Origin of the sequence: Mesorhizobium sp. M1406 (genome assembly GCF_040317555.1) — a bacterium.
Lineage (GTDB): Bacteria > Pseudomonadota > Alphaproteobacteria > Rhizobiales > Rhizobiaceae > Mesorhizobium.
The window spans coordinates 1-18064 of record NZ_JAMYKW010000081.1 but is presented as its reverse complement, the minus strand read 5'-3'; the positions used below and the strand labels follow the sequence as shown (position 1 = coordinate 18064).

17 protein-coding genes are annotated in these 18064 nt (G+C 63.5%); 7 read left to right on the top strand and 10 right to left on the bottom strand.

Annotated elements, in window-relative coordinates; translation table 11 throughout:
• The first annotated feature begins 257 nt into the window (after nt 1-257).
• Together NKH03_RS31455 and NKH03_RS31450 are read left to right on the top strand one after the other, a co-directional pair.
• On the top strand, nt 258-650 hold the full coding sequence (locus tag NKH03_RS31455) for a RidA family protein (protein WP_352972772.1): 393 nt from the start codon (nt 258-260) through the stop codon (nt 648-650).
• 413 nt (nt 651-1063) lie between these two features.
• On the top strand, nt 1064-2338 hold the full coding sequence (locus NKH03_RS31450; protein ID WP_352972770.1) for a hypothetical protein: 1275 nt from the start codon (nt 1064-1066) through the stop codon (nt 2336-2338).
• Between the two features lie 339 nt (nt 2339-2677).
• On the opposite strand, the gene carB is transcribed toward NKH03_RS31450, so the two are convergent.
• From carB to NKH03_RS31430, 4 genes are all read right to left on the bottom strand, one after another.
• Nucleotides 2678-6181, bottom strand: coding sequence for a carbamoyl-phosphate synthase large subunit (carB, locus tag NKH03_RS31445; RefSeq protein WP_352972767.1), 3504 nt, complete (start codon nt 6179-6181; stop codon nt 2678-2680).
• A 301-nt stretch (nt 6182-6482) separates the two neighbouring features.
• Nucleotides 6483-7379: an SH3 domain-containing protein gene (locus NKH03_RS31440; protein WP_352863744.1), complete on the bottom strand. Its 897-nt coding sequence runs from the start codon at nt 7377-7379 to the stop codon at nt 6483-6485.
• 197 nt (nt 7380-7576) lie between these two features.
• Nucleotides 7577-8335, bottom strand: coding sequence for a metallophosphoesterase family protein (locus NKH03_RS31435; RefSeq protein ID WP_352972765.1), 759 nt, complete (start codon nt 8333-8335; stop codon nt 7577-7579).
• A gap of 90 nt (nt 8336-8425) precedes the next feature.
• Nucleotides 8426-8782, bottom strand: a complete 357-nt coding sequence (locus tag NKH03_RS31430) for an ArsR/SmtB family transcription factor (RefSeq protein ID WP_352863740.1) — start codon at nt 8780-8782, stop codon at nt 8426-8428.
• Between the two features lie 190 nt (nt 8783-8972).
• On the opposite strand from NKH03_RS31430, the gene NKH03_RS31425 reads away from it, so the two are divergent.
• Complete coding sequence (locus NKH03_RS31425) at nt 8973-10151, top strand: MFS transporter (RefSeq protein ID WP_352863738.1); 1179 nt, start codon at nt 8973-8975, stop codon at nt 10149-10151.
• Between the two features lie 22 nt (nt 10152-10173).
• Here the strand turns inward: NKH03_RS31425 and NKH03_RS31420 are convergent, their stop codons facing one another.
• A complete protein-coding gene (locus NKH03_RS31420) occupies nt 10174-10632 on the bottom strand; it encodes a MarR family winged helix-turn-helix transcriptional regulator (RefSeq protein ID WP_352972763.1) in 459 nt (152 codons plus the stop codon).
• A 214-nt stretch (nt 10633-10846) separates the two neighbouring features.
• Between NKH03_RS31420 and NKH03_RS31415 the strand changes: the two genes are divergently transcribed.
• Nucleotides 10847-11641 (top strand): SDR family NAD(P)-dependent oxidoreductase, encoded by a 795-nt coding sequence (locus NKH03_RS31415; protein WP_352863734.1) that lies wholly within the window; start codon nt 10847-10849, stop codon nt 11639-11641.
• 142 nt (nt 11642-11783) lie between these two features.
• Here the strand turns inward: NKH03_RS31415 and NKH03_RS31410 are convergent, their stop codons facing one another.
• Nucleotides 11784-12452: a LysE family translocator gene (locus NKH03_RS31410; protein WP_352972761.1), complete on the bottom strand. Its 669-nt coding sequence runs from the start codon at nt 12450-12452 to the stop codon at nt 11784-11786.
• A 98-nt stretch (nt 12453-12550) separates the two neighbouring features.
• Here NKH03_RS31410 and NKH03_RS31405 point away from each other — a divergent pair, with 98 nt between their 5' ends.
• Nucleotides 12551-13420 carry a LysR family transcriptional regulator gene (locus NKH03_RS31405; protein WP_352972774.1) on the top strand — a complete coding sequence of 290 codons (870 nt, stop codon included), beginning with the start codon at nt 12551-12553 and terminating at the stop codon, nt 13418-13420.
• Between the two features lie 233 nt (nt 13421-13653).
• Here NKH03_RS31405 and NKH03_RS31400 read toward each other — a convergent pair whose 3' ends face one another.
• The 3 genes from NKH03_RS31400 to NKH03_RS31390 all read right to left on the bottom strand — a co-directional run bounded on the left by NKH03_RS31400 (nt 13654) and on the right by NKH03_RS31390 (nt 16703).
• A complete protein-coding gene (locus NKH03_RS31400) occupies nt 13654-14304 on the bottom strand; it encodes a dihydrofolate reductase family protein (RefSeq protein WP_352972758.1) in 651 nt (216 codons plus the stop codon).
• 110 nt (nt 14305-14414) lie between these two features.
• Nucleotides 14415-15257 (bottom strand): protein-L-isoaspartate O-methyltransferase family protein, encoded by an 843-nt coding sequence (locus NKH03_RS31395; RefSeq protein WP_352972756.1) that lies wholly within the window; start codon nt 15255-15257, stop codon nt 14415-14417.
• 81 nt (nt 15258-15338) lie between these two features.
• Entirely contained in the window at nt 15339-16703 is a 1365-nt protein-coding gene (locus tag NKH03_RS31390; protein ID WP_352972754.1) for an Nramp family divalent metal transporter, read from the bottom strand.
• Between the two features lie 232 nt (nt 16704-16935).
• Between NKH03_RS31390 and mntR the strand changes: the two genes are divergently transcribed.
• Complete coding sequence (gene mntR / locus NKH03_RS31385) at nt 16936-17388, top strand: manganese-binding transcriptional regulator MntR (protein WP_352972752.1); 453 nt, start codon at nt 16936-16938, stop codon at nt 17386-17388.
• A 99-nt stretch (nt 17389-17487) separates the two neighbouring features.
• Entirely contained in the window at nt 17488-17676 is a 189-nt protein-coding gene (locus tag NKH03_RS31380; protein WP_352972750.1) for a hypothetical protein, read from the top strand.
• Between the two features lie 105 nt (nt 17677-17781).
• Here the strand turns inward: NKH03_RS31380 and NKH03_RS31375 are convergent.
• On the bottom strand, nt 17782-18064 hold a 283-nt coding region (locus NKH03_RS31375; RefSeq protein WP_352972748.1), incomplete at its 5' end, for a hypothetical protein.

Below are 18064 nucleotides of genomic sequence, written 5' to 3'. Positions count from 1 at the left end.
AGCCATTTTCCGGCCTCGCTTCTTCACGCTTGACCACAGCACGAAGCAAATGTGTGCGCACGCTAGCCCACAAGGGGAGAAGGGAGGCGCGCTCCCCATCACTTGCTCTGACATCAGTCTGATGAACTGCAACGCCGACATCCGCTTGCTGCACGCCGCATCCGGGCAGGGGTGAGCGGCTGGCTCTGGACCATGCGTCGGCGCTGGCGTTCCGCCGATGCCGGGATAAGCTCCCTGAAAACAAAGGGAGATTTGCCATGAAGAAGGAAGTCATCGAAGTGCCGGTCATGTCGGACAAGGTGCGGGCGCTCGGCCTACCCTGCTCGACAGCGGTGAGGGCCAACGGCTTCGTGTTCATCTCGGCGACGCCGCCGGTGGACATGGTGACCGGCGAGATGGTGCGCGGCGACATCGAAACGCAGACCGAGGCGTCGCTGAAGGCGCTGAAACACTGCCTGGAAGCGTCGGGCACCTCGCTGGAAAACGTGGTGATGGTGCGCATCTACGCCGTCAATTCCGGCTTCTACAATGCCATCAACCGGGTTTATGCCACGTACTTCAGCGTCAACCCGCCGGCGCGGAGTTTTGTGCCGGTGGCGTCGTGGCCGATGGAGTTCGATATTGAGATTGAGTGTGTGGCGGTGGCGTGAGAGATGGGGAGGGACGGCTTTTTATCCAAACGGAATGCTTAAATCTAGGTGCGCTAGGACGACACGTTTGAGCGAAATGACGATGGCTGAACAACCGATAGTATCTATGCATGTACATAGATGTAAATTAGAACTATCTTATAGATCGAACGAAGAGCTTCTTAAGGTTGCCCCTCCTGATCTCTTAACAGCCGATCACGGCTATGTTACCAAACTCGCTACGGGGTAACGCAGCGGTGATCGCTGCGCACCTATAAGAGCGGCGAGGGTTTGATGGTGTCGGGCGTCACGCTTGGCATGGGATTTGTTGCGCGCGCCTGGAGGCTTGAGCCAATCAGGCGGTGGCGCGGCGTTTGGGCGACGCTTGCGCGCCCTGTGCTGAGCTGTGTTTTTCTCGCGCCTGAGGTCTTTGCATGATCGGGCCGAGGCTTGCCTTCATTGTAGGTGGCCTGCTTGTGGCGGCCTGCTTGTGGGCGACCTTGACGACAAGCGGGCAGAATCTGACTGGCCGCTGGACCTTCACCGAAAAGGCCTTTGTCGATCGTGGCACCTACTTCCGGCTGAAGGTCGATGTGACCTATCGTGGCGAGCCCCAGCATTTCGACATCGTCGTCGGCTGTAACGTCGTCGGTATTGTGTACAAGGATGGCTCAAGCACGCGTGAGGTTGGGCTGGTGCCGACCGTCTATGGCCGGCGGATGAGCGACGGTAAGGGTCTTGTTGTCCGGGCGCCGGATGCCTGCAAAGGGCAGACGACAACCGACGGGCAGGTGCCGGCGGACTTCATTCCCGTGATGATCGTCTACGATGATGCCGACACACTTGGTTTCGGCACTGCCTACATGGTCGACGAGGCTTACGACAGCCCACGCTCGCTGATGCAGTTCGGCAAAGCCTCGGTGGAGGCGGCAACGCGGGCCGAATTCGACGAATTCCGCAAGAATGGACAGCCCAATCTGGTGACCCGCGATCAGTACCATTCCGCGCAGGCATCGGATGTCGTTGAAAAGATGGGTCTTAAGAAGGTTTATCCCGCTTTTGGCAGGACGTGCTGGTCCTACGGCCGCTCCCTCATTCCGGAAGAGCTTCGAGCCAATGTTCGAAAGTACTGGCCAGCGGACCGGCCGAAATACTGGATGATCCCTGATTACAAATCGCTGGCCGAGCTGCGTAAGACCTTCCAAGGGGTCAGCTTTCTGCGGGATGACGGTCGTAGCCTGAAGGCTACAGGTCCATGGGCTGGTGCGGAACAGCCATCCTATGGCGCGCTTCGCCGTGATGGCGGTAGCATGCTGCATGTAGCAAGTCCGAACGGCACCCCGAAAGCGCCAGCATTCTATCCGGTTACTAGTGACGTCTCGGAAGCAAGTTGGCCGCGCGACCCGGCGCAGTGGTCGGCCTTCGTGGCTGGCCTGGCTAAAGTCAGTGTCATGAATATTGATCTGGCTGGCACGGCAAATAGAGGCTTTTCTTATTGCTATCGGCTGCCAGGATTTTCCCCAATGCCAGATTGGTACAAAGTACTTTTGAAAAAGCCTGGGGCTTTTACTGTTGATCATGTTCCAGTTGAGAATTCGCCCGATCATTGGGATGTCCTGCAGGGAAACACGGTGACGCTGTTTGAAGACGACAGGTTTTTGTACGAATTTGGAAATTTCTATCTGGAATCAACGAGAGGGGACGTGTGATGGCTCTTACTGACCTGCAGCTAGCGCTATAGAAATCTCTGCGGGTTCCTCGCCATAGTTGCGAACAACATTGTCGACAGATATGCCAAAAGGGCTCAAAGCGTTTGTAATTTTCAATAGTGATGGATCGACCAAACGTCGTAGTAAAATAAACCATGCAATCGTCTTTATCCAATTGGCATTCAATTGGCGGAACAGAGAAACTTCCGAGTAAGGCAGGCCTGAATAGAAGTCTGACTGCCACTGAAGGACTGAGGTCGGTTGATTTAGCTTCCCTGCCAAGCACTGCGAGGCAGACCTTTTGGCATCAACTCTTTCTCCTTTGGAGCTACCTAGTCCTCAGGCAAAATACTCCTGCAGCGGCCTGACCTCCAGGCTCCCTGCCTTCAGCGCGGCAATGGCCTCCGCCACCGCGGCCGCACCCGACAGCGTCGTGTAATACGGCACTTTCTGCATCAGCGTGGCGCGGCGCAGTGACTTGGAGTCCGACACCGCCTTCTGGCCATCAGTCGTGTTGAAGACGATCTGCACCTGGCGGTTGCGGATGGCGTCTTCGATATGGGGGCGGCCTTCCAGGACCTTGTTTATTTTCTCGGCGACAACGCCGTTTTCGGCGAGGAAGCGGGCGGTGCCGGAGGTCGCCATGACCTTGAAGCCGAGGCCGGCGAGGCGCTTGACCGCCGGCAAGATGCCTTTCTTGTCCTCGTCGCGCACCGAGACGAACAGCGTGCCGGAGCGGGGGAGATCGACGCCGGCGCCGAGCTGGCTCTTGGCGAAGGCCAGCGCGAAATCGCGGTCGAGGCCCATGACCTCGCCGGTCGAGCGCATTTCCGGGCCAAGCAATATGTCGACGCCGGGGAAGCGGGCGAAGGGGAAGACGGCTTCCTTGACCGCAATGTGGCCGGGGTTCCTGGGGTCGGGCATGGCGCCGTAATGGGCGAAGGCGTCTTCCAGGCTCTCGCCGGCCATGATGCGGGCGGCGATCTTGGCAATCGGACGCCCGATGGTCTTGGCGACGAATGGCACGGTACGCGATGCACGTGGGTTGACCTCCAGCACATAGACGGTGCCGTCCTTGATCGCGTACTGCACGTTCATGAGGCCGCCGACATTGAGTGCGCGGGCAAGGGCTGCCGTCTGGCGCTCCAGCTCGTCGACCAGCTCCGAAGGCAGCGAGTGCACCGGCAGCGAGCAGGCACTGTCGCCCGAGTGGATTCCGGCTTCCTCGATATGCTCCAATATGCCGGAGACGAAGGTCGACTTGCCGTCGCAGAGGCAGTCGACATCGACCTCGATGGCGCCACTGAGATAGGTGTCGAACAGCAGCGGGTTCTTGCCCAAGAGCGTGTTGATCTGGCCGGTCTTGTCGTTGGGGTATTTCTGCTTGATGTCTTCCGGCACCAGGCCGGGCACGGTGTCGAGCAGGTAGGTTTGCAGCATGCCCTCGCTGTGGATGATCTGCATGGCGCGGCCGCCCAGCACATAGGACGGGCGCACCACCAGCGGGAAACCGAGCTCGCCGGCGACGAGGCGGGCCTGCTCGACCGAATAGGCGATGCCGTTTTTCGGCTGGCTGAGGCCGAGCTTGTGCAGCAGCTTCTGGAAGCGGTCGCGGTCCTCGGCCAGATCGATCATGTCGGGCGAGGTGCCGAGGATCGGAATGCCGGCCTTCTCCAGCGCATCCGCCAGCTTCAGCGGCGTCTGGCCGCCGAACTGGACGATGACGCCGATCAGCTCGCCCGAGGCCTGCTCGGCGCGCAGGATCTCCAGCACGTCTTCCGCCGTCAGCGGCTCGAAATAGAGCCGGTCGGAGGTGTCGTAGTCGGTCGACACGGTCTCCGGGTTGCAGTTGATCATGATCGCTTCGTAGCCGGCGTCGCGCAGCGCAAAGGCGGCATGGCAGCAGCAATAGTCGAACTCGATGCCCTGGCCGATGCGGTTGGGGCCGCCGCCGAGGATGACGACCTTCTTGCGCGACGACACCTGCGCCTCGTTGGCGAGCGCGCCGGCAAACGGCACTTCATAGGTCGAATACATGTAGGCGGTGGGGGAGGCGAACTCGGCCGCGCAGGTGTCGATGCGCTTGTAAACCGGATGAACGTCGAGCTTGTCACGGATCTTGGCAATCACCTCGACGTCGGTCTTCGTCAGCGAGGCGAGGCGGGCGTCGGAAAAACCCATCGCCTTCAGCATGCGCAGGTTGACGGCGTCCTGCGGGATGCCGTGCTCGCGGATGCGGGCTTCCATGGCGAGGATGCCGGCGATCTGCTCGAGGAACCACGGGTCGATCTTGCACATGGCGTGCACGTCTTCCAGCGAGGTGCCCATGCGGATCGCCTGCGCCACCATGCGCAGCCGGTCGGGCGTCGGCGTGCCCAGTGCGGCGCGGATGGCATTGCGGTCGTCGGCATGGTTGGCGGTCGCCGCACCGTAGCCGAGGCCGGGGATTTCGATTTCGTCCAGACCCGTCAGGCCGGTCTCCAGTCCACGCAGCGCCTTCTGCAGCGATTCCTGGAAGGTGCGGCCGATGGCCATCACTTCGCCGACCGACTTCATGGCGGTGGTCAGCACCGGCTCGGCGCCGGGGAACTTTTCAAACGCAAAACGCGGGATTTTGGTGACGACGTAGTCGATGCTGGGTTCGAACGAGGCGGGCGTGGCGCCGCCGGTGATGTCGTTCTCCAGCTCGTCCAGCGTGTAGCCGACAGCAAGCTTGGCCGCGATCTTGGCGATGGGGAAACCGGTCGCCTTGGAGGCGAGAGCCGACGAGCGCGAGACGCGCGGGTTCATCTCGATGACCACCAGGCGGCCGTCGGCCGGGTTGACGGCGAATTGCACGTTGGAGCCGCCGGTCTCGACGCCGATCTCGCGCAGCACCGCGATCGAGGCGTTGCGCATCATCTGGTATTCCTTGTCGGTCAGCGTCAGCGCCGGGGCGACGGTGATCGAATCGCCGGTGTGCACGCCCATCGGGTCGATGTTCTCGATCGAGCAGACGATGATGCAATTGTCCGCCTTGTCGCGGACGACCTCCATCTCATATTCCTTCCAGCCGAGCACGCTTTCCTCGATCAGCACTTCGGTGGTCGGCGAGGCGTCGAGGCCGGACTGGACGATCTCGTAGAATTCGGCGCGGTTGTAGGCGATGCCGCCGCCGGTGCCGCCCATGGTGAAGGACGGGCGGATGATGGCCGGCAGTCCGACATGGTCGAGCGCCTGGGCTGCGATCGCCATGCCATGGCTGATGTAGCGCTGCTTGCGGTCGCCTTCGCCGAGGTTCCAGCGGGTTTCCAGCGCGTCGAGCGCGGCGTCGAGATCGGCAGGCGCCTCTGCCTTGACCGCGGCACGCTCGGCCTCATGCGTCTTGCGGTCGGTGTTCTTGACGTCGGTGGCGTTGGCCAGCATCGACTTCGGCGTTTCCAGGCCGATCTTCTTCATCGCCTCGCGAAACAGCGCGCGGTCCTCCGCCTTGTCGATGGCCGTGGCGTCGGCGCCGATCATCTCGACATTGTAGCGCTCGAGCACGCCCATGCGGCGCAGCGACAGAGCGGTGTTGAGCGCGGTCTGGCCGCCCATGGTCGGCAGGAGCGCGTCGGGCCGCTCCTTGGCGATGATCTTGGCCACGACTTCCGGAGTGATCGGCTCGATATAGGTGGCGTCGGCCAGTTCCGGGTCGGTCATGATGGTGGCCGGGTTGGAATTGACCAGGATGACGCGGAAACCTTCTTCCTTCAGCGCCTTGCAGGCCTGGGTGCCGGAATAGTCGAACTCGCAGGCCTGGCCGATGACGATGGGGCCGGCCCCGATGATCAGGATCGACTTGATGTCGGTGCGTCTTGGCATGTCACAGGTCCGTTCGGCGGGCGGCTTGCACAAAAAACCGGGACGGGAAGACCCGGCCGGTTGTGCTCGCGATTCTGGTATCAGGCTAGGAGGGCCTTATAGGGAAGAGTTTTGACTGATGTAACCCCGAAAATGCGAGAGAGTAGGCAGTAGGCAGTAGGCAGTAGGCAGTAGGCAGTAGGCAGTAGGCAGTAGGCAGTAGGCAGTAGGGGAGGTTCAAGCGCCTAATGCCTATTCCCTACTGCCTATTCCCTACTGCCTATTCCCTACTGCCTATTCCCTACTGGCTACTGCCTGATCCCTAATCCCCCAGCGCCAACTGATCCGTGATCTCGAAGCGTTCCGACACCCCGACGCGGATCATGTTGAGGCTGCCTTCGCGGGTGAAGCGGAAGTCGCCAGGCGCGTCGGAGCTGGCCGGCTTGCCAGCGACGAAGGAGATGATGCGCGTGCCGCCATCGGGCCAGGTGACCGTGATGTCGGTCTTGTCGGCGGCGCGCACGGCGCTGACCTTGCAGCGCTCCATCGGCTGGCCGACATAGCGGGCGCAGGGAATCTCGTCGGCGGCAGAAGCGGGCGGCCGTGACGCCGCGACGTCCTGGACATCTTCTGAGGTTTCGGTCGCCGCCAGCGCCAGGCCATAGGCGTCCCGCATCGCCGCGTAGCCGATTTCAGCGGCGGATTTCGGCATGTTTTCAGTTGCCGGACCGCTGCCGCCAAGCCGCGCCGTCAGGTCGGGCGGCGGCTGAGCGGAAACGGCGGCTTCAACGGCGGCTGCGGCCTCCGGCTTGCCCGCCTCATCGCCAGTGGAGGCAACCACCGGCGCATCGGCCGGTTTCGCCGTGCCTTCGACATAGGGGGCCGGATTGAGGGGGGTGAGGTAGCGCGCCGGCGCCCATCCGCTCAGCTTCTCCTTGCCCGTGCTCTCGACCTTGCACCATTTGTAGCCATTGATGTCGTTGCAGCCGAGATTGGTGACCCTTTCGCCGCCGGTCAGGCGAGTCTCGACCTTGGCGATCGGCGACGCGGCCGTACGGACGTTGAGAAGATCGTCCGGCGCCAGGCCGGTCACGATGGAGATGACAAGATCCGGCGCCTCTTCAGCCATAGTGGGGGCAATGGCCGGCCATGCCGCCATCAGCAGCGGAGCGGTAATCAGCGCATGCAGGGTTGTTCGGAGCGTAACTGTGCGCCTCATCGTTTGGCCGTGCGCTGATATCATACCGGGGCGGGTCGAGCCCGCCGCGTGCCCGCGGTTTTATAAGGGACGAGGCGCCGCCATGTAAGCCCGAAAATTTGGTGGCCGTTCTGGCCGTGCCGGCAGATGTCCAGACCGACCAGTTCAGCCAGGCGGCATGAACGCAAGAGCGTTCAGCCGGACGGCATGAGCTTCGCTCAGCCTGGCATGAACCCTGTTCTGAGCGCGTGGGCCCATTCCGGCCGGCCCGCCTGTTCGGCCTGTCTGGCGGCCGCCTCATGGTCGTAGGCGACGGCGATGGCCTCGAAGCGGTCGGGCTGACCGGCGCTGCCCAAGGTGACGATGCCGTAACGGGCGTGCGGCGAGCCTTGCTCGGAGACATGCGCAGGCGGTGTCGAATCGTCATAGGCGGGGCAGCCGATGCTGCCTGGATTGAAGATGATCGGACCATCGGGAATGCGGATCAATTCCGCCCGGTGGCTGTGGCCGCACAGTGCGATGCGGCAGGCGGGGTCGAGCGCCTTCAGCCGGCGCCGGATCGCCGCCAGCGGCGCGCGCACCAGCTGGCCATTGACGATCGTATCGAGCAGATATTTCTCGTCGTGGTCGGGACGGGCGTGGAAGGCGATCACGCCCGGCGCGATCTCCAGCGTCAGCGGCTGGGCAAAGAGGACTTCGCGCTGCGCCTGTGTCAGCCGCTGTTGCGCATAGACATCGGAGGCCCACATGGTTGCGTCGGCCGGGTCGGCGGCGACGCGGCGGTCGTGATTGCCGCGCACCGTCGGCGGGTCGAGCGCCTCCAGCCGCGCAAATGTCTCGCGCGGCCATAGCGGGCCGGAAACGCTGTCGCCGAGATTGACGGTCAGGTCCGCGCCGCCGCGCTGGCGCAGATCCTCAAGCACGGCGTCCAGCGCCAGCACATTGCCATGGATATCGGCGAGGACGGCAATGCGCATGCGGCGGGCTCCGTGGGTTGACTGGTCACGGGAAGGCGACCTTGCAGGACTTGGGTTCCTCGCCCCACTTCGCGAGGGAGAGGAAAAAGGCTAGGCAGAAATCTCGATCTCGTGGCCACCAACCGCCGGCAGCGCCGGCTCAGCGCCGGCCGCGGCGATGACGCTGTCGAGCAGGCCGGGGAAGCGGGCGTCGAGATCGGCACGGCGCAGCGTGATCATGCGGTTGGTGCCGACCACTTCGGCGCGGGTGACGCCGGCCTCGCGCAGTTTGGCCAGATGGTAGCTCAGATTGGTCTTCGAGCCGAGATCGAGGAACTGGCTGCAATTCAGCGGCACGCCTTCCTTGCTGGCGAGGTAGCGCACGATGGCGAGCCGGGTCGGATCGCCGAGCACGCCGAGCACGATCGGCAGGCTGATCTGGTCCGTATTGGGGTGTGGCAAGGTCATGGTTGGAAACTAAGCACAGTTCGGGTCGATTTCAACGCATCCATCCCGCCGCAGCCGTCCACACTGTTCTGCGTGATCCATGCTGACACAGGGCTGTCAGGAAGGTTCAGCTAATTTTCCCTCGCTTCATTGACATCATGCCCTTTTGTGTCCAATTGTTCAATAACTGTTGAACTAAGGACATCGCCCCATGGACAAGCGCCTCTTCTGGCTTGCGCTCGGATCGTTCACGATCTCGACTGAAGGCTTCGTCATCTCCAGCCTTCTGCCCGACATCGCGGCGGATGCCGGCATTTCCATTCCGCTGGCCGGCACGCTGATCACCGCCTTCGCGCTCGCCTACGCGGTCGGCACGCCGATCCTGGCGACGCTGACCGGCGAATGGGACCGGCGCCGCGTCATCCTGTGGACGCTGGTGTTCTTCGTGCTCGGCAACATTGCCGCCGCCTTGAGTTCCTCCTTCGAGCTGCTGTTGATCGCGCGCATCGTCATGGCGCTGTCGTCGGGCCTATTCGCGGCGACCGCGCAAGGCACGGCGGTGGCGCTGGTCGATGACCATCACCGGGCGCGTGCCATAGCCGTCGTCGTCGGCGGCACTACGGTGGCCGTCGCCGTCGGCGCGCCGCTCGGCGCTCTCGTTGCGACGATCGCCGGCTGGCGCGGCACGTTCTATGCCATCGCCGGTCTCGGCGCGCTCGCCGGCGCCATACTGTGGTACAGGCTGCCGCGCGGCATCGTCGGCACCAGGCTGCCCCTCAAGCGCAGGCTGGCGGCGGCCCTTCGCCCCGGCGTGATGCCGATCCTGGTGACGACATTGCTGGCGCTGACCGGTGCCTTCACCGTCTTTGCCTTTGTCGCCCCGCTTGCCATCGAGGGCGGCGGGCTCAGCCAGATCGCGCTGCCCGGCATGCTGCTCGCCTTCGGCGTCGGCGCCGTCATCGGCAACATTGCCGGCGGCCAGGCTGCCGACCGGTTCGGCGCGACCCGCACCGTCGGCTGGTCGCTGGCACTGAGCGCCGCCATGCTGGTCATGCTGTCGGTCATCCCGACCTTCCTGCCTCCCCATATTGCCGGGCCGGCACTGATGGCGATGATGGTGCCGTGGGGCATTGTCGGCTGGGCGTTCCCGCCGGGGCAGGCGAGCCGCATCATCAAGCTGGCGCCCGACGCCGCCCCGATCGTGCTGTCGCTCAATGGTTCGGCGCTCTATCTCGGCGTGGCGCTGGGGGCGGTGGTCGGTGGTGCGGTGCTTCGCTACGGCGCGCCGGCCGATCTCGGCATTGTCGCCGCGGTCTTCCCGATCGTCGGGCTCGGCATCCTGCTGGCCGGCCGCTGGGCGGCCAGGACGGTCGCCATGCCGGCCGAATAGAGTCTGTTGGCAACGCCCGCCCTCAGGGCGTGGCCGGCGGCAGATCGAAATCCAGCGCGGCGATCTCATCCAGCGCCGCGCGCAGCCTTTGCGCCTGTTCCTTGCCGGCCACGTCCTCGAAACGCTGCTGGGCAATTTGCCACAGTTTCATCGCCTCATCCAGCTTGGCCAGACCCTGCGGCGTCAACCGCACGCGCTTGATGCGGCGATCGCCCGGGTCGGCAAAGGTCTCGACATAGCCGTCGCGGATCAGCGGCTTCAGCGTATGGCCGAGCGCCGACAGGTCCATGATCAGCGACGCTGCGATAGCGCCCATCGCCGGCTCGTCGCCGATATAAATCTGGTAGAGCAGGCCCTGCTGCGTGGCCTTCAGGCCCGAAGGCGCCATCACATTATCATAGAACTGGCCGAGCTTGCGCGCCGCACGGCGCAGCGCGGCGTTGTTGCAGAGGGTGAGGCCGGGCAGGGTATCCTTCGACATAATGGGTCCTTGACGCCGGCGAATGACGTCCGGCCGCTCTCCGTCAAATAAACCTGGCTTCGATCATTGACAAGATAGTGGCATATACCTATTTCGCATTCAGTGGCATATACCACTAAATGAAATCAGATGACCTTTCGATAGAGCGAGGCAAATGCCCGCGAGCCGGCGGTCGGGTCGAAACGAACAACTTTAAACAGAAGGAACAAGCACAATGAGCGGACAGAGCAACAAGGGCACGGCGGTCGTTACCGGTGCTTCGGCGGGTATCGGCGCGGTCTATGCGGACCGGCTGGCGGGGCAGGGCTATGATCTGGTCCTGGTGGCGCGGCGCGCCGACCGGCTCGAGGAACTGGCCGAGAAGCTGCGCTATGCCTATGACCGCAAGGTCAGCGTGATCAGCGCCGATCTGGCCGACGACAATGACGTGCGCCGCGTCGAGCAGGCGATATCGGCCGACGACAGCGTGACGCTGCTTGTCAACAATGCCGGCCTCGGCGGTGCGCAAGTGGTTGCGACGGCGGACGCCGATGTGGCCGAGCGCATGATCAAGGTCAATGTCGTCGCCTTGACGCGGCTGACCCGTGCCGTGTTGCCCGGCCTGATCGCACGCAACCGCGGCGCCATCGTCAACATCGCCTCGGTGCTGGCCTACGACACCTCGTTCGGCGGCATCTACAGCGGCACCAAGGCCTATGTCGTCAACTTCACCGAGGCCCTGCAGCGTGAGGTCGCGGGTACCGAGGTGAAGGCCCAGGTGGTGCTGCCCGGCGCGACCCGGACGGATTTCTGGGAAATTGCCGGCAGCGATATCGACCAGCTTCCGAAGGAAATCATCATGACGGCCGACGATCTGGTCGATGCGGCGCTTGTCGGACTGGCCAGGGGCGAAGCCGTCACCGTGCCGGGACTTGCCGATGCGGCCAAGCTGGACACGTTCCTTGGTGCCCGGCAAGCCTTCTACGGCAGCCTGCACGCCAACAAGCCGGCGGCACGCTACGCGGCTTGAGGTGGCAAAGGCTGGTTCGCTTTGCGAACCAGGACCCCCAACCCGCTGCTTCGCAGCGACCCTCCCCACAAGGGGAGGGTGAGGAAGCGCCTCGTCCCCCCATGCGACAATGGTCTTGTCGGGTGCGAGAAAGCTGCGCTCTCTACCTCCCCCTTGTGGGGAGCTCGGACCGAAGGTCCGGGTACTGGCGCGGATTGTGGCTTGAGCGCTCTAAAGCCGTCCGCCACATCGGGATGATCGAGGCGGCCAGCACCAGCGCTAGCACGATGTTGAGCGCGCGCCATTGCCGTTCGGTCTTGAGCAGCCGGGCCAGCAGCATGCCGGCCACGCACCACAGCGACAGCGAGACGGCCGCAGCGAGGCCGAAGGTGGTGCCGAGCAGCAGCGCGAGTTGCATCGGGCCGCTGGCCAATGCGGCGAACGAGGCCGCGGCGCCCAGCCCCATCGCCCAGCCTTTCGGATTCATCCATTGAATGCCGGCACCGCCGAAAAAGCTGTTCGGCCTGGCCATGGTCACATCCAGATTGGGCGGCCCGCTGCGGCCAATCTTGATCGCCAGCCAGACGAGATAGAGCGAGCCGATGACCTTCATCGCCAGTTGCAGCGAGGGCACGGCAAGCAGCAGGCCGGCGAGCCCGGCCGCCGTTGCGCCCGTCACCGTGGCGAGGCCGGCGGCGCTGCCGACCAGCAAAGGGACGGAACGGCGAAAGCCGAACTGCGCGCCGGAAGCGGTCGACAGGGCCGTGGCGATGCCGGGCGTTGTGGTGGCAACGATCGCAAACAGGATGAGCGGGATGATGGGCTCGAGCATGCGGCTTCCTCTGTTCGGAAGTTGCCATCGTAGCTGTGTACGAACTTCAGTAAATGCAATGTTTGCCATGCTTGGCATTAGAAGGCATAATGCCAATCATGATCCGAAATCTCGACATCGCGCTGATCCGCACCTTCGTCACCGTCGCCGACAAGGCCAGCATGACGGCGGCCGCCAATGCGCTGCATCTGACGCAGGGTGCCGTCAGCCAGCAGGTCAAGCGGCTGGAGGAGGCGCTCGGCTCCAGCCTGTTCGAGCGCGACAGGCGCGGCTTGCGGCTGACGCGCGCCGGCGAACAGCTGTTCGGCAAGGGCAAGCGGCTGCTCGGCCTCAATGACGAGATCTGGGCCGAAATGGCAGGCAACCCCGTGGCCGGCCAGGTGCGGCTCGGCGTGCCCTACGATCTTGTCGGCACCTTGCTGGCACCGGTGCTGAAGACCTATGCCGAGACCTATCCGCAGGTCGAGATATCGCTGGTCTGCGCCTCGTCGCCGGAGCTGACCGCTGCCCTTTCGGCCGGGACCATCGACCTTGCGGTGATCGAGGAACGCGTCGGCCCGTCGGCGGGCGAATGCCTTGCCATCGACCGGCTGGTCTGGGTCGGCGCCAAGGGCGGAGTTGCCCGCGCCAAGCGGCCGCTGCCGGTGTCGATCGTCGCCGACACCTGCGCCTTCCGGCCGGCGGTGCTGGCGGCGCTCGGCGAGCATGGGCTGGAATGGCGCACTGTGTTCGAGAACGGCAACATCGACGCGACGACGGCGACGGTGCGTTCCGACCTTGCCGTCACCACATGGCTCGCCTCCACCGTGCCGGCCGATCTCGACATATTGCCATCCGAGTCCGGGCTGCCGCCGCTGCCGAATTTTGCCATCAACCTGCATTTGCCCAGGCATGGGATAGGGCCGGCCGCGCAGGAGTTCGCGCGCCATATCCGCGATGGGCTGGCGCGGCGGCCGGTGGCTGCTTGAACGCCTCGCTCCGCCGGAGCACCCCTCATCCGTCTCGGCGCTGCGCGCCGATCCACCTTCTCCCACAAGGGGAGAAGGCAAGATTGCGCGCATGTCCCTGCCAATCATTGACGTTAAAGATTGGCCGAGCCACATACCCCAGGCTCCACCTTCTCCCCCTTGTGGGAGAAGGTGGCCGAGCGAAGCTCGGTCGGATGAGGGGTGGTCCAGCTTGGCGCCATGTTCCGGCTCTGCTACTTCCAGTTCTTGCGCCGCTCGATCTCGGCCTCGGACGGCTTCTCCGTCGCAAACGACCCGACCTTGATTTCGCCCGCGCGCTCGTAGGTCGCCATGATGACGCCGGTGCTGGAGACCTGCGACTTGGCAAGCTTGAAGGCGGCCGGCATCGCGTCATCGCCGAACAGCCGCTTGCCCTTGCCCAGCAGCAGCGGGAAGATCATCAGCCTGATCTCGTCGATCAGCCCGTTGGCGAGCAAGGTCTGGATCAGATTGCCCGATCCCTGGATGAGCATGTCGGGTCCATCCTCCTGCTTGAGGCGGCGCAACGTCGCGACGATATCCGGCCCAAGCGATTGCGTGTTCTGCCAGGTGAGCGAATCCGGCCGATGCGTCGCCACATATTTGGTCGCGGGGTTGAAGGCATCCGCGATCGAATCTTTCTGATACGGCCAGTACGCGGCGAAGATGTCGTAGGTTCTGCGGCCAAGCAGCAGGGCGAAGGGTTTGGAGAATAATTCATCCATTGCCGCGCCCGCCACGTCGTCGAAGTAATGGAAGGTCCAGCCGCCGAACTTGAAGCCGCCGACAGGATCCTCTTCCGGACCGCCCGGTGCCTGCATGACGCCGTCGAGGCTGACGAACGTCGCGGCGATGATCTTTCTCATGTCAATGCTCCCTTTAACTCAATCCACGCCGTCGCGGCGGGACTTCAGCCCAAGGACGGGCGAGCGCTAATCGGTCCGACAGGACATGTGAAAATTTTGGCAAACCACCGTCATTCGCGCGGCCTGGCGTCGAGATTTTTCGATGAGAACCAGACATCGCCGAAGATCGCGGTGGCGGTGCGGTCCGGCGTTTTGTCCCGCACCAGCCAGATCGAGCGGCTGCGCACGGCCTGCTCGCGCGTCGGGATCGTCGCCGCGGGGTCCGCAACCGAGGCGCCGACACAGGGAATGAACCACGAGCGCATGAACGGATCGCAAGCGAAGCCCTTTTCGGTGCGGGTCACCATCACCGCCAGAGGGACTCGCTCGGCCGGGCGCCAAGGAAAGATCATGCGGCCGCCTGGGCGCAGCGCCTTCAGCCATCCGGCTGGCGGGGCGACGACGCCGGCATTGACATAGATGATGTCGGACGACGGCAAGGGCATCGTCACCGCATTGCCATGGACGACGGTTACATTGCCATAGGCTTCGAGATTTCGTTGCGCGAGGTTGGCTAGATTTTCATCGAGTTCGAAAGCGGTGGCGGTGCCGCCTGGTGAAACCAGCCTGGCCAGCACGGCGGTGTAGTAGCCGGTGCCGGCGCCGATATGGCAAACGGCTTCGCCGGGTCTCGGTGCAAGCTTTCCGATCCACATGGCGTGCAGGAACGGCTCGCCATTGTTGATGCCCTTGTCGTCGTCGAGCGCCACCAGCACGTTTTGGTAGATGTGGGCCGGATCGGCGCTCGGCGTCGTGATTTTGCCGCTACCGGCGATGATCTTCCACGGCCCGGGACCGAGAAACGTTTCGCGCGGCACCTCGGTGAAAACCGCCTCCAGGCGGGGGTCGGGCGAGCCGGCATTGGCGGCCATTAGCCGCGCGTAGAACTTCCTGATGTCTTCGATCCGCGTCATGATGCCGGAGAAGATAACGCGGATCGCCGATTTGTCGCTGGACTACCCTTTGCGCGGAGCTGGTATCCGGTGAGGCGGAGCTCAGCCGATCCCGAACATGGTGTCGTAGAGCAGCTTGAAGTTGAGCGACAGGATGACCGCCGCGACCACCCAGGCAAGGGCCGCGACGCCGCGCGGGATGGCGAGATTGCCCATCTTCTTCTTGTCGGACACGAACTGCACCAGCGGAATGACCGCGAAGGGCAGCTGCATCGACAGGATCACCTGGCTGAACACCAGCAACTGGCCGGTGCCCTTTTCGCCATAGAGCGCGGTGACGATCACCACCGGGACGATGGCGAGGCCGCGCGTCAGAAGCCGGCGCGCCCAGTTGGGGATGCGCAGGCGCAGAAAGCCTTCCATGACGATCTGGCCGGCCAGCGTCGCCGTAACCGTCGAGTTGAGGCCGGAAGCCAACAGCGCCACCGCGAACAGGATCGAGGCTATGCCGAGGCCGAGCAGCGGCGACAACAGCTCGAAGGCTTGGCTGATCTCAGCGACATCGTGGTGACCGGTATTATGGAAAGCGACCGCCGACACGATCAGGATCGAGGCGTTGACGAACAAGGCCAGCATCAGGGCGATGGTCGAGTCGGTCGTTGCCCATTTGATGGCGTCGCGCTTACCCTTGTCGGTGCGTTCATAGGCGCGGGTCTGCACGATCGAGGAGTGCAGATAGAGATTGTGCGGCATGACGGTGGCGCCGATGATGCCGATGGCGATGTAAAGCATCGCCGGATTGGTGACGATTTCCGACGACGGCACGAACATCGCGTGCAGGATCGAGCCGGCCGGCGGGGCGGCGACGAAGATCTGGATGGCGAAGCAGCTGAAGATGACGATCAGGAGTGCGATGACGAAGGCTTCAAGATAGCGGAAGCCCTTGTTCATCAAGAGAAGCACGAGGAAGGCGTCGAGCGCCGTCAGCATCGCGCCGCCGATCAGCGGAATGCCGAACAGAAGCTGCAGCGCGATCGCGGTGCCAATGACCTCGGCCAGGTCGCAAGCGATGATGGCCAGTTCACAGGCGATCCACAGCACGAAGTTGACCGGACGGGGATAGTAGGCGCGGCAGGCCTGGGCAAGGTCGCGGCCGGTGGCGATGCCGAGCCGTGCCGCCAGCGCCTGCAGCAGGATTGCCATCAGGTTGGACAGCATGATGATGAACAGCAGCGTGTAGCCGAACTGCGCGCCGCCGGCGAGGTCGGTCGCCCAGTTGCCGGGATCCATGTAGCCGACCGAGACCATGTAGCCGGGGCCCATGAAGGCGAACAGGCGACGGAACCAGATACCCGAATTCGGCACGGCGATCGAGGAATTGACTTCGCGCAGGCTGGGCTGTTCGTCTTCCTCGGGCCTGGCGAAGCGCCATGAGGAGCGGGGAACTGTGGCTTCGACGTCGGACATAAGGGAGGGCTTTCCGCGAAACTGTACGATGTTGCCTTAAGCTATGCCATGGCTCAACATTATGCAATATGCTATATTTCATTGTTCGTGCTTTTATATGATGGCCGTCAGCGCGCTAAGGGGGCAATCGCAAACCCGGTTGCACCTGTGGCGGAATGCAAATAAACGGCCTGAAGAATCAGAGCCTGTGCTATAAATGCATGGACAGCAAAAGCCTCGGGAGGAGCGCGTATTGGCGCCGAAGAACAGACCAGTCCCGCGTGAGCCGCTGCTCGACGCCGACGTTCATTCGGAGGGCTTCCGGCAGACGCGCGAAGCGCGCCGCAGCGCGCTGGTCGAGGATTATGTCGAACTGATCGCAGACCTGATCGAGGACGGCAACGAGGCGCGCCAGGTCGATATCGCCGCACGGCTTGGCGTCGCCCAGCCGACAGTGGCCAAGATGCTGACCAGGCTGTGCGCCGACGGGCTGGTGTCGAGAAAGCCCTATCGCGGTGTGTTCCTGACCGATGCCGGCCGCAAGGTCGCGGAGCAAAGCCGCATCCGCCACCAGACGGTGGAAGCTTTTTTGCGCTCGCTCGGCGTCAGTGCGGAGACAGCGCGCATCGATGCCGAGGGCATCGAGCACCATGTCAGCGCCGAGACGCTGGAAGCGTTTCGCAAGGCAATGACGGCGGCGCGCTGAACCGCGTTCGCCGCCGGATTTCCCGAGCCGCAGGAACCGCCGCGCGCTACGCACGTTGCTCCTGACACCCGCGCAAGTCGCGCGGCAAGGGAGGAAGCGATGGGTATTGAACAGGCACCGACCGCAAAGGGCAAGCAGGCGGCCAAGGGACTGAGACAGGCGGCGGCGAAGGACGAGCGCAAGACCGAGGCCGAGACCGGCCAACCGCTGAAAAAGGGCGCGGCGCGTTTCGAGGAACGTTCCAAGAGTTCCGACGGCAAGAGCGCCGGCATCAAGCAGAAAGATTAGACTCGCTGAGGGCAGCACCGCTTGGCCCTCCGCTATGGCTCCGGGCGTTCGGGTCCTTTGAAAGGTCCACTGGACCTTTCAATTTGCCTGCGGCAAACCGGTCCCTCACTCCCTGACATCCTGCACCCAGCTGCGCGGGTGGCCGTCGACGCGGAACTGGAAGATGAAATAGGGCGGAATGCAGGTGCCCTTGCCGGCTTTCGCTTCAACCAGATCATCATAGCCGGCGGTGCAGATATAGTCCTCGCGGCAAGGATGGGCCTTGTCGCAAGCACGCAGGCCGGCGGTCTTGGTGAACTCCCTTGTCCAGCCGATAGATGGGTAACAGTTTGAACCGGATACATAGGTAACAGTTTTCCCCCTTATGATTGGTTCGTCGGCGCGCCAA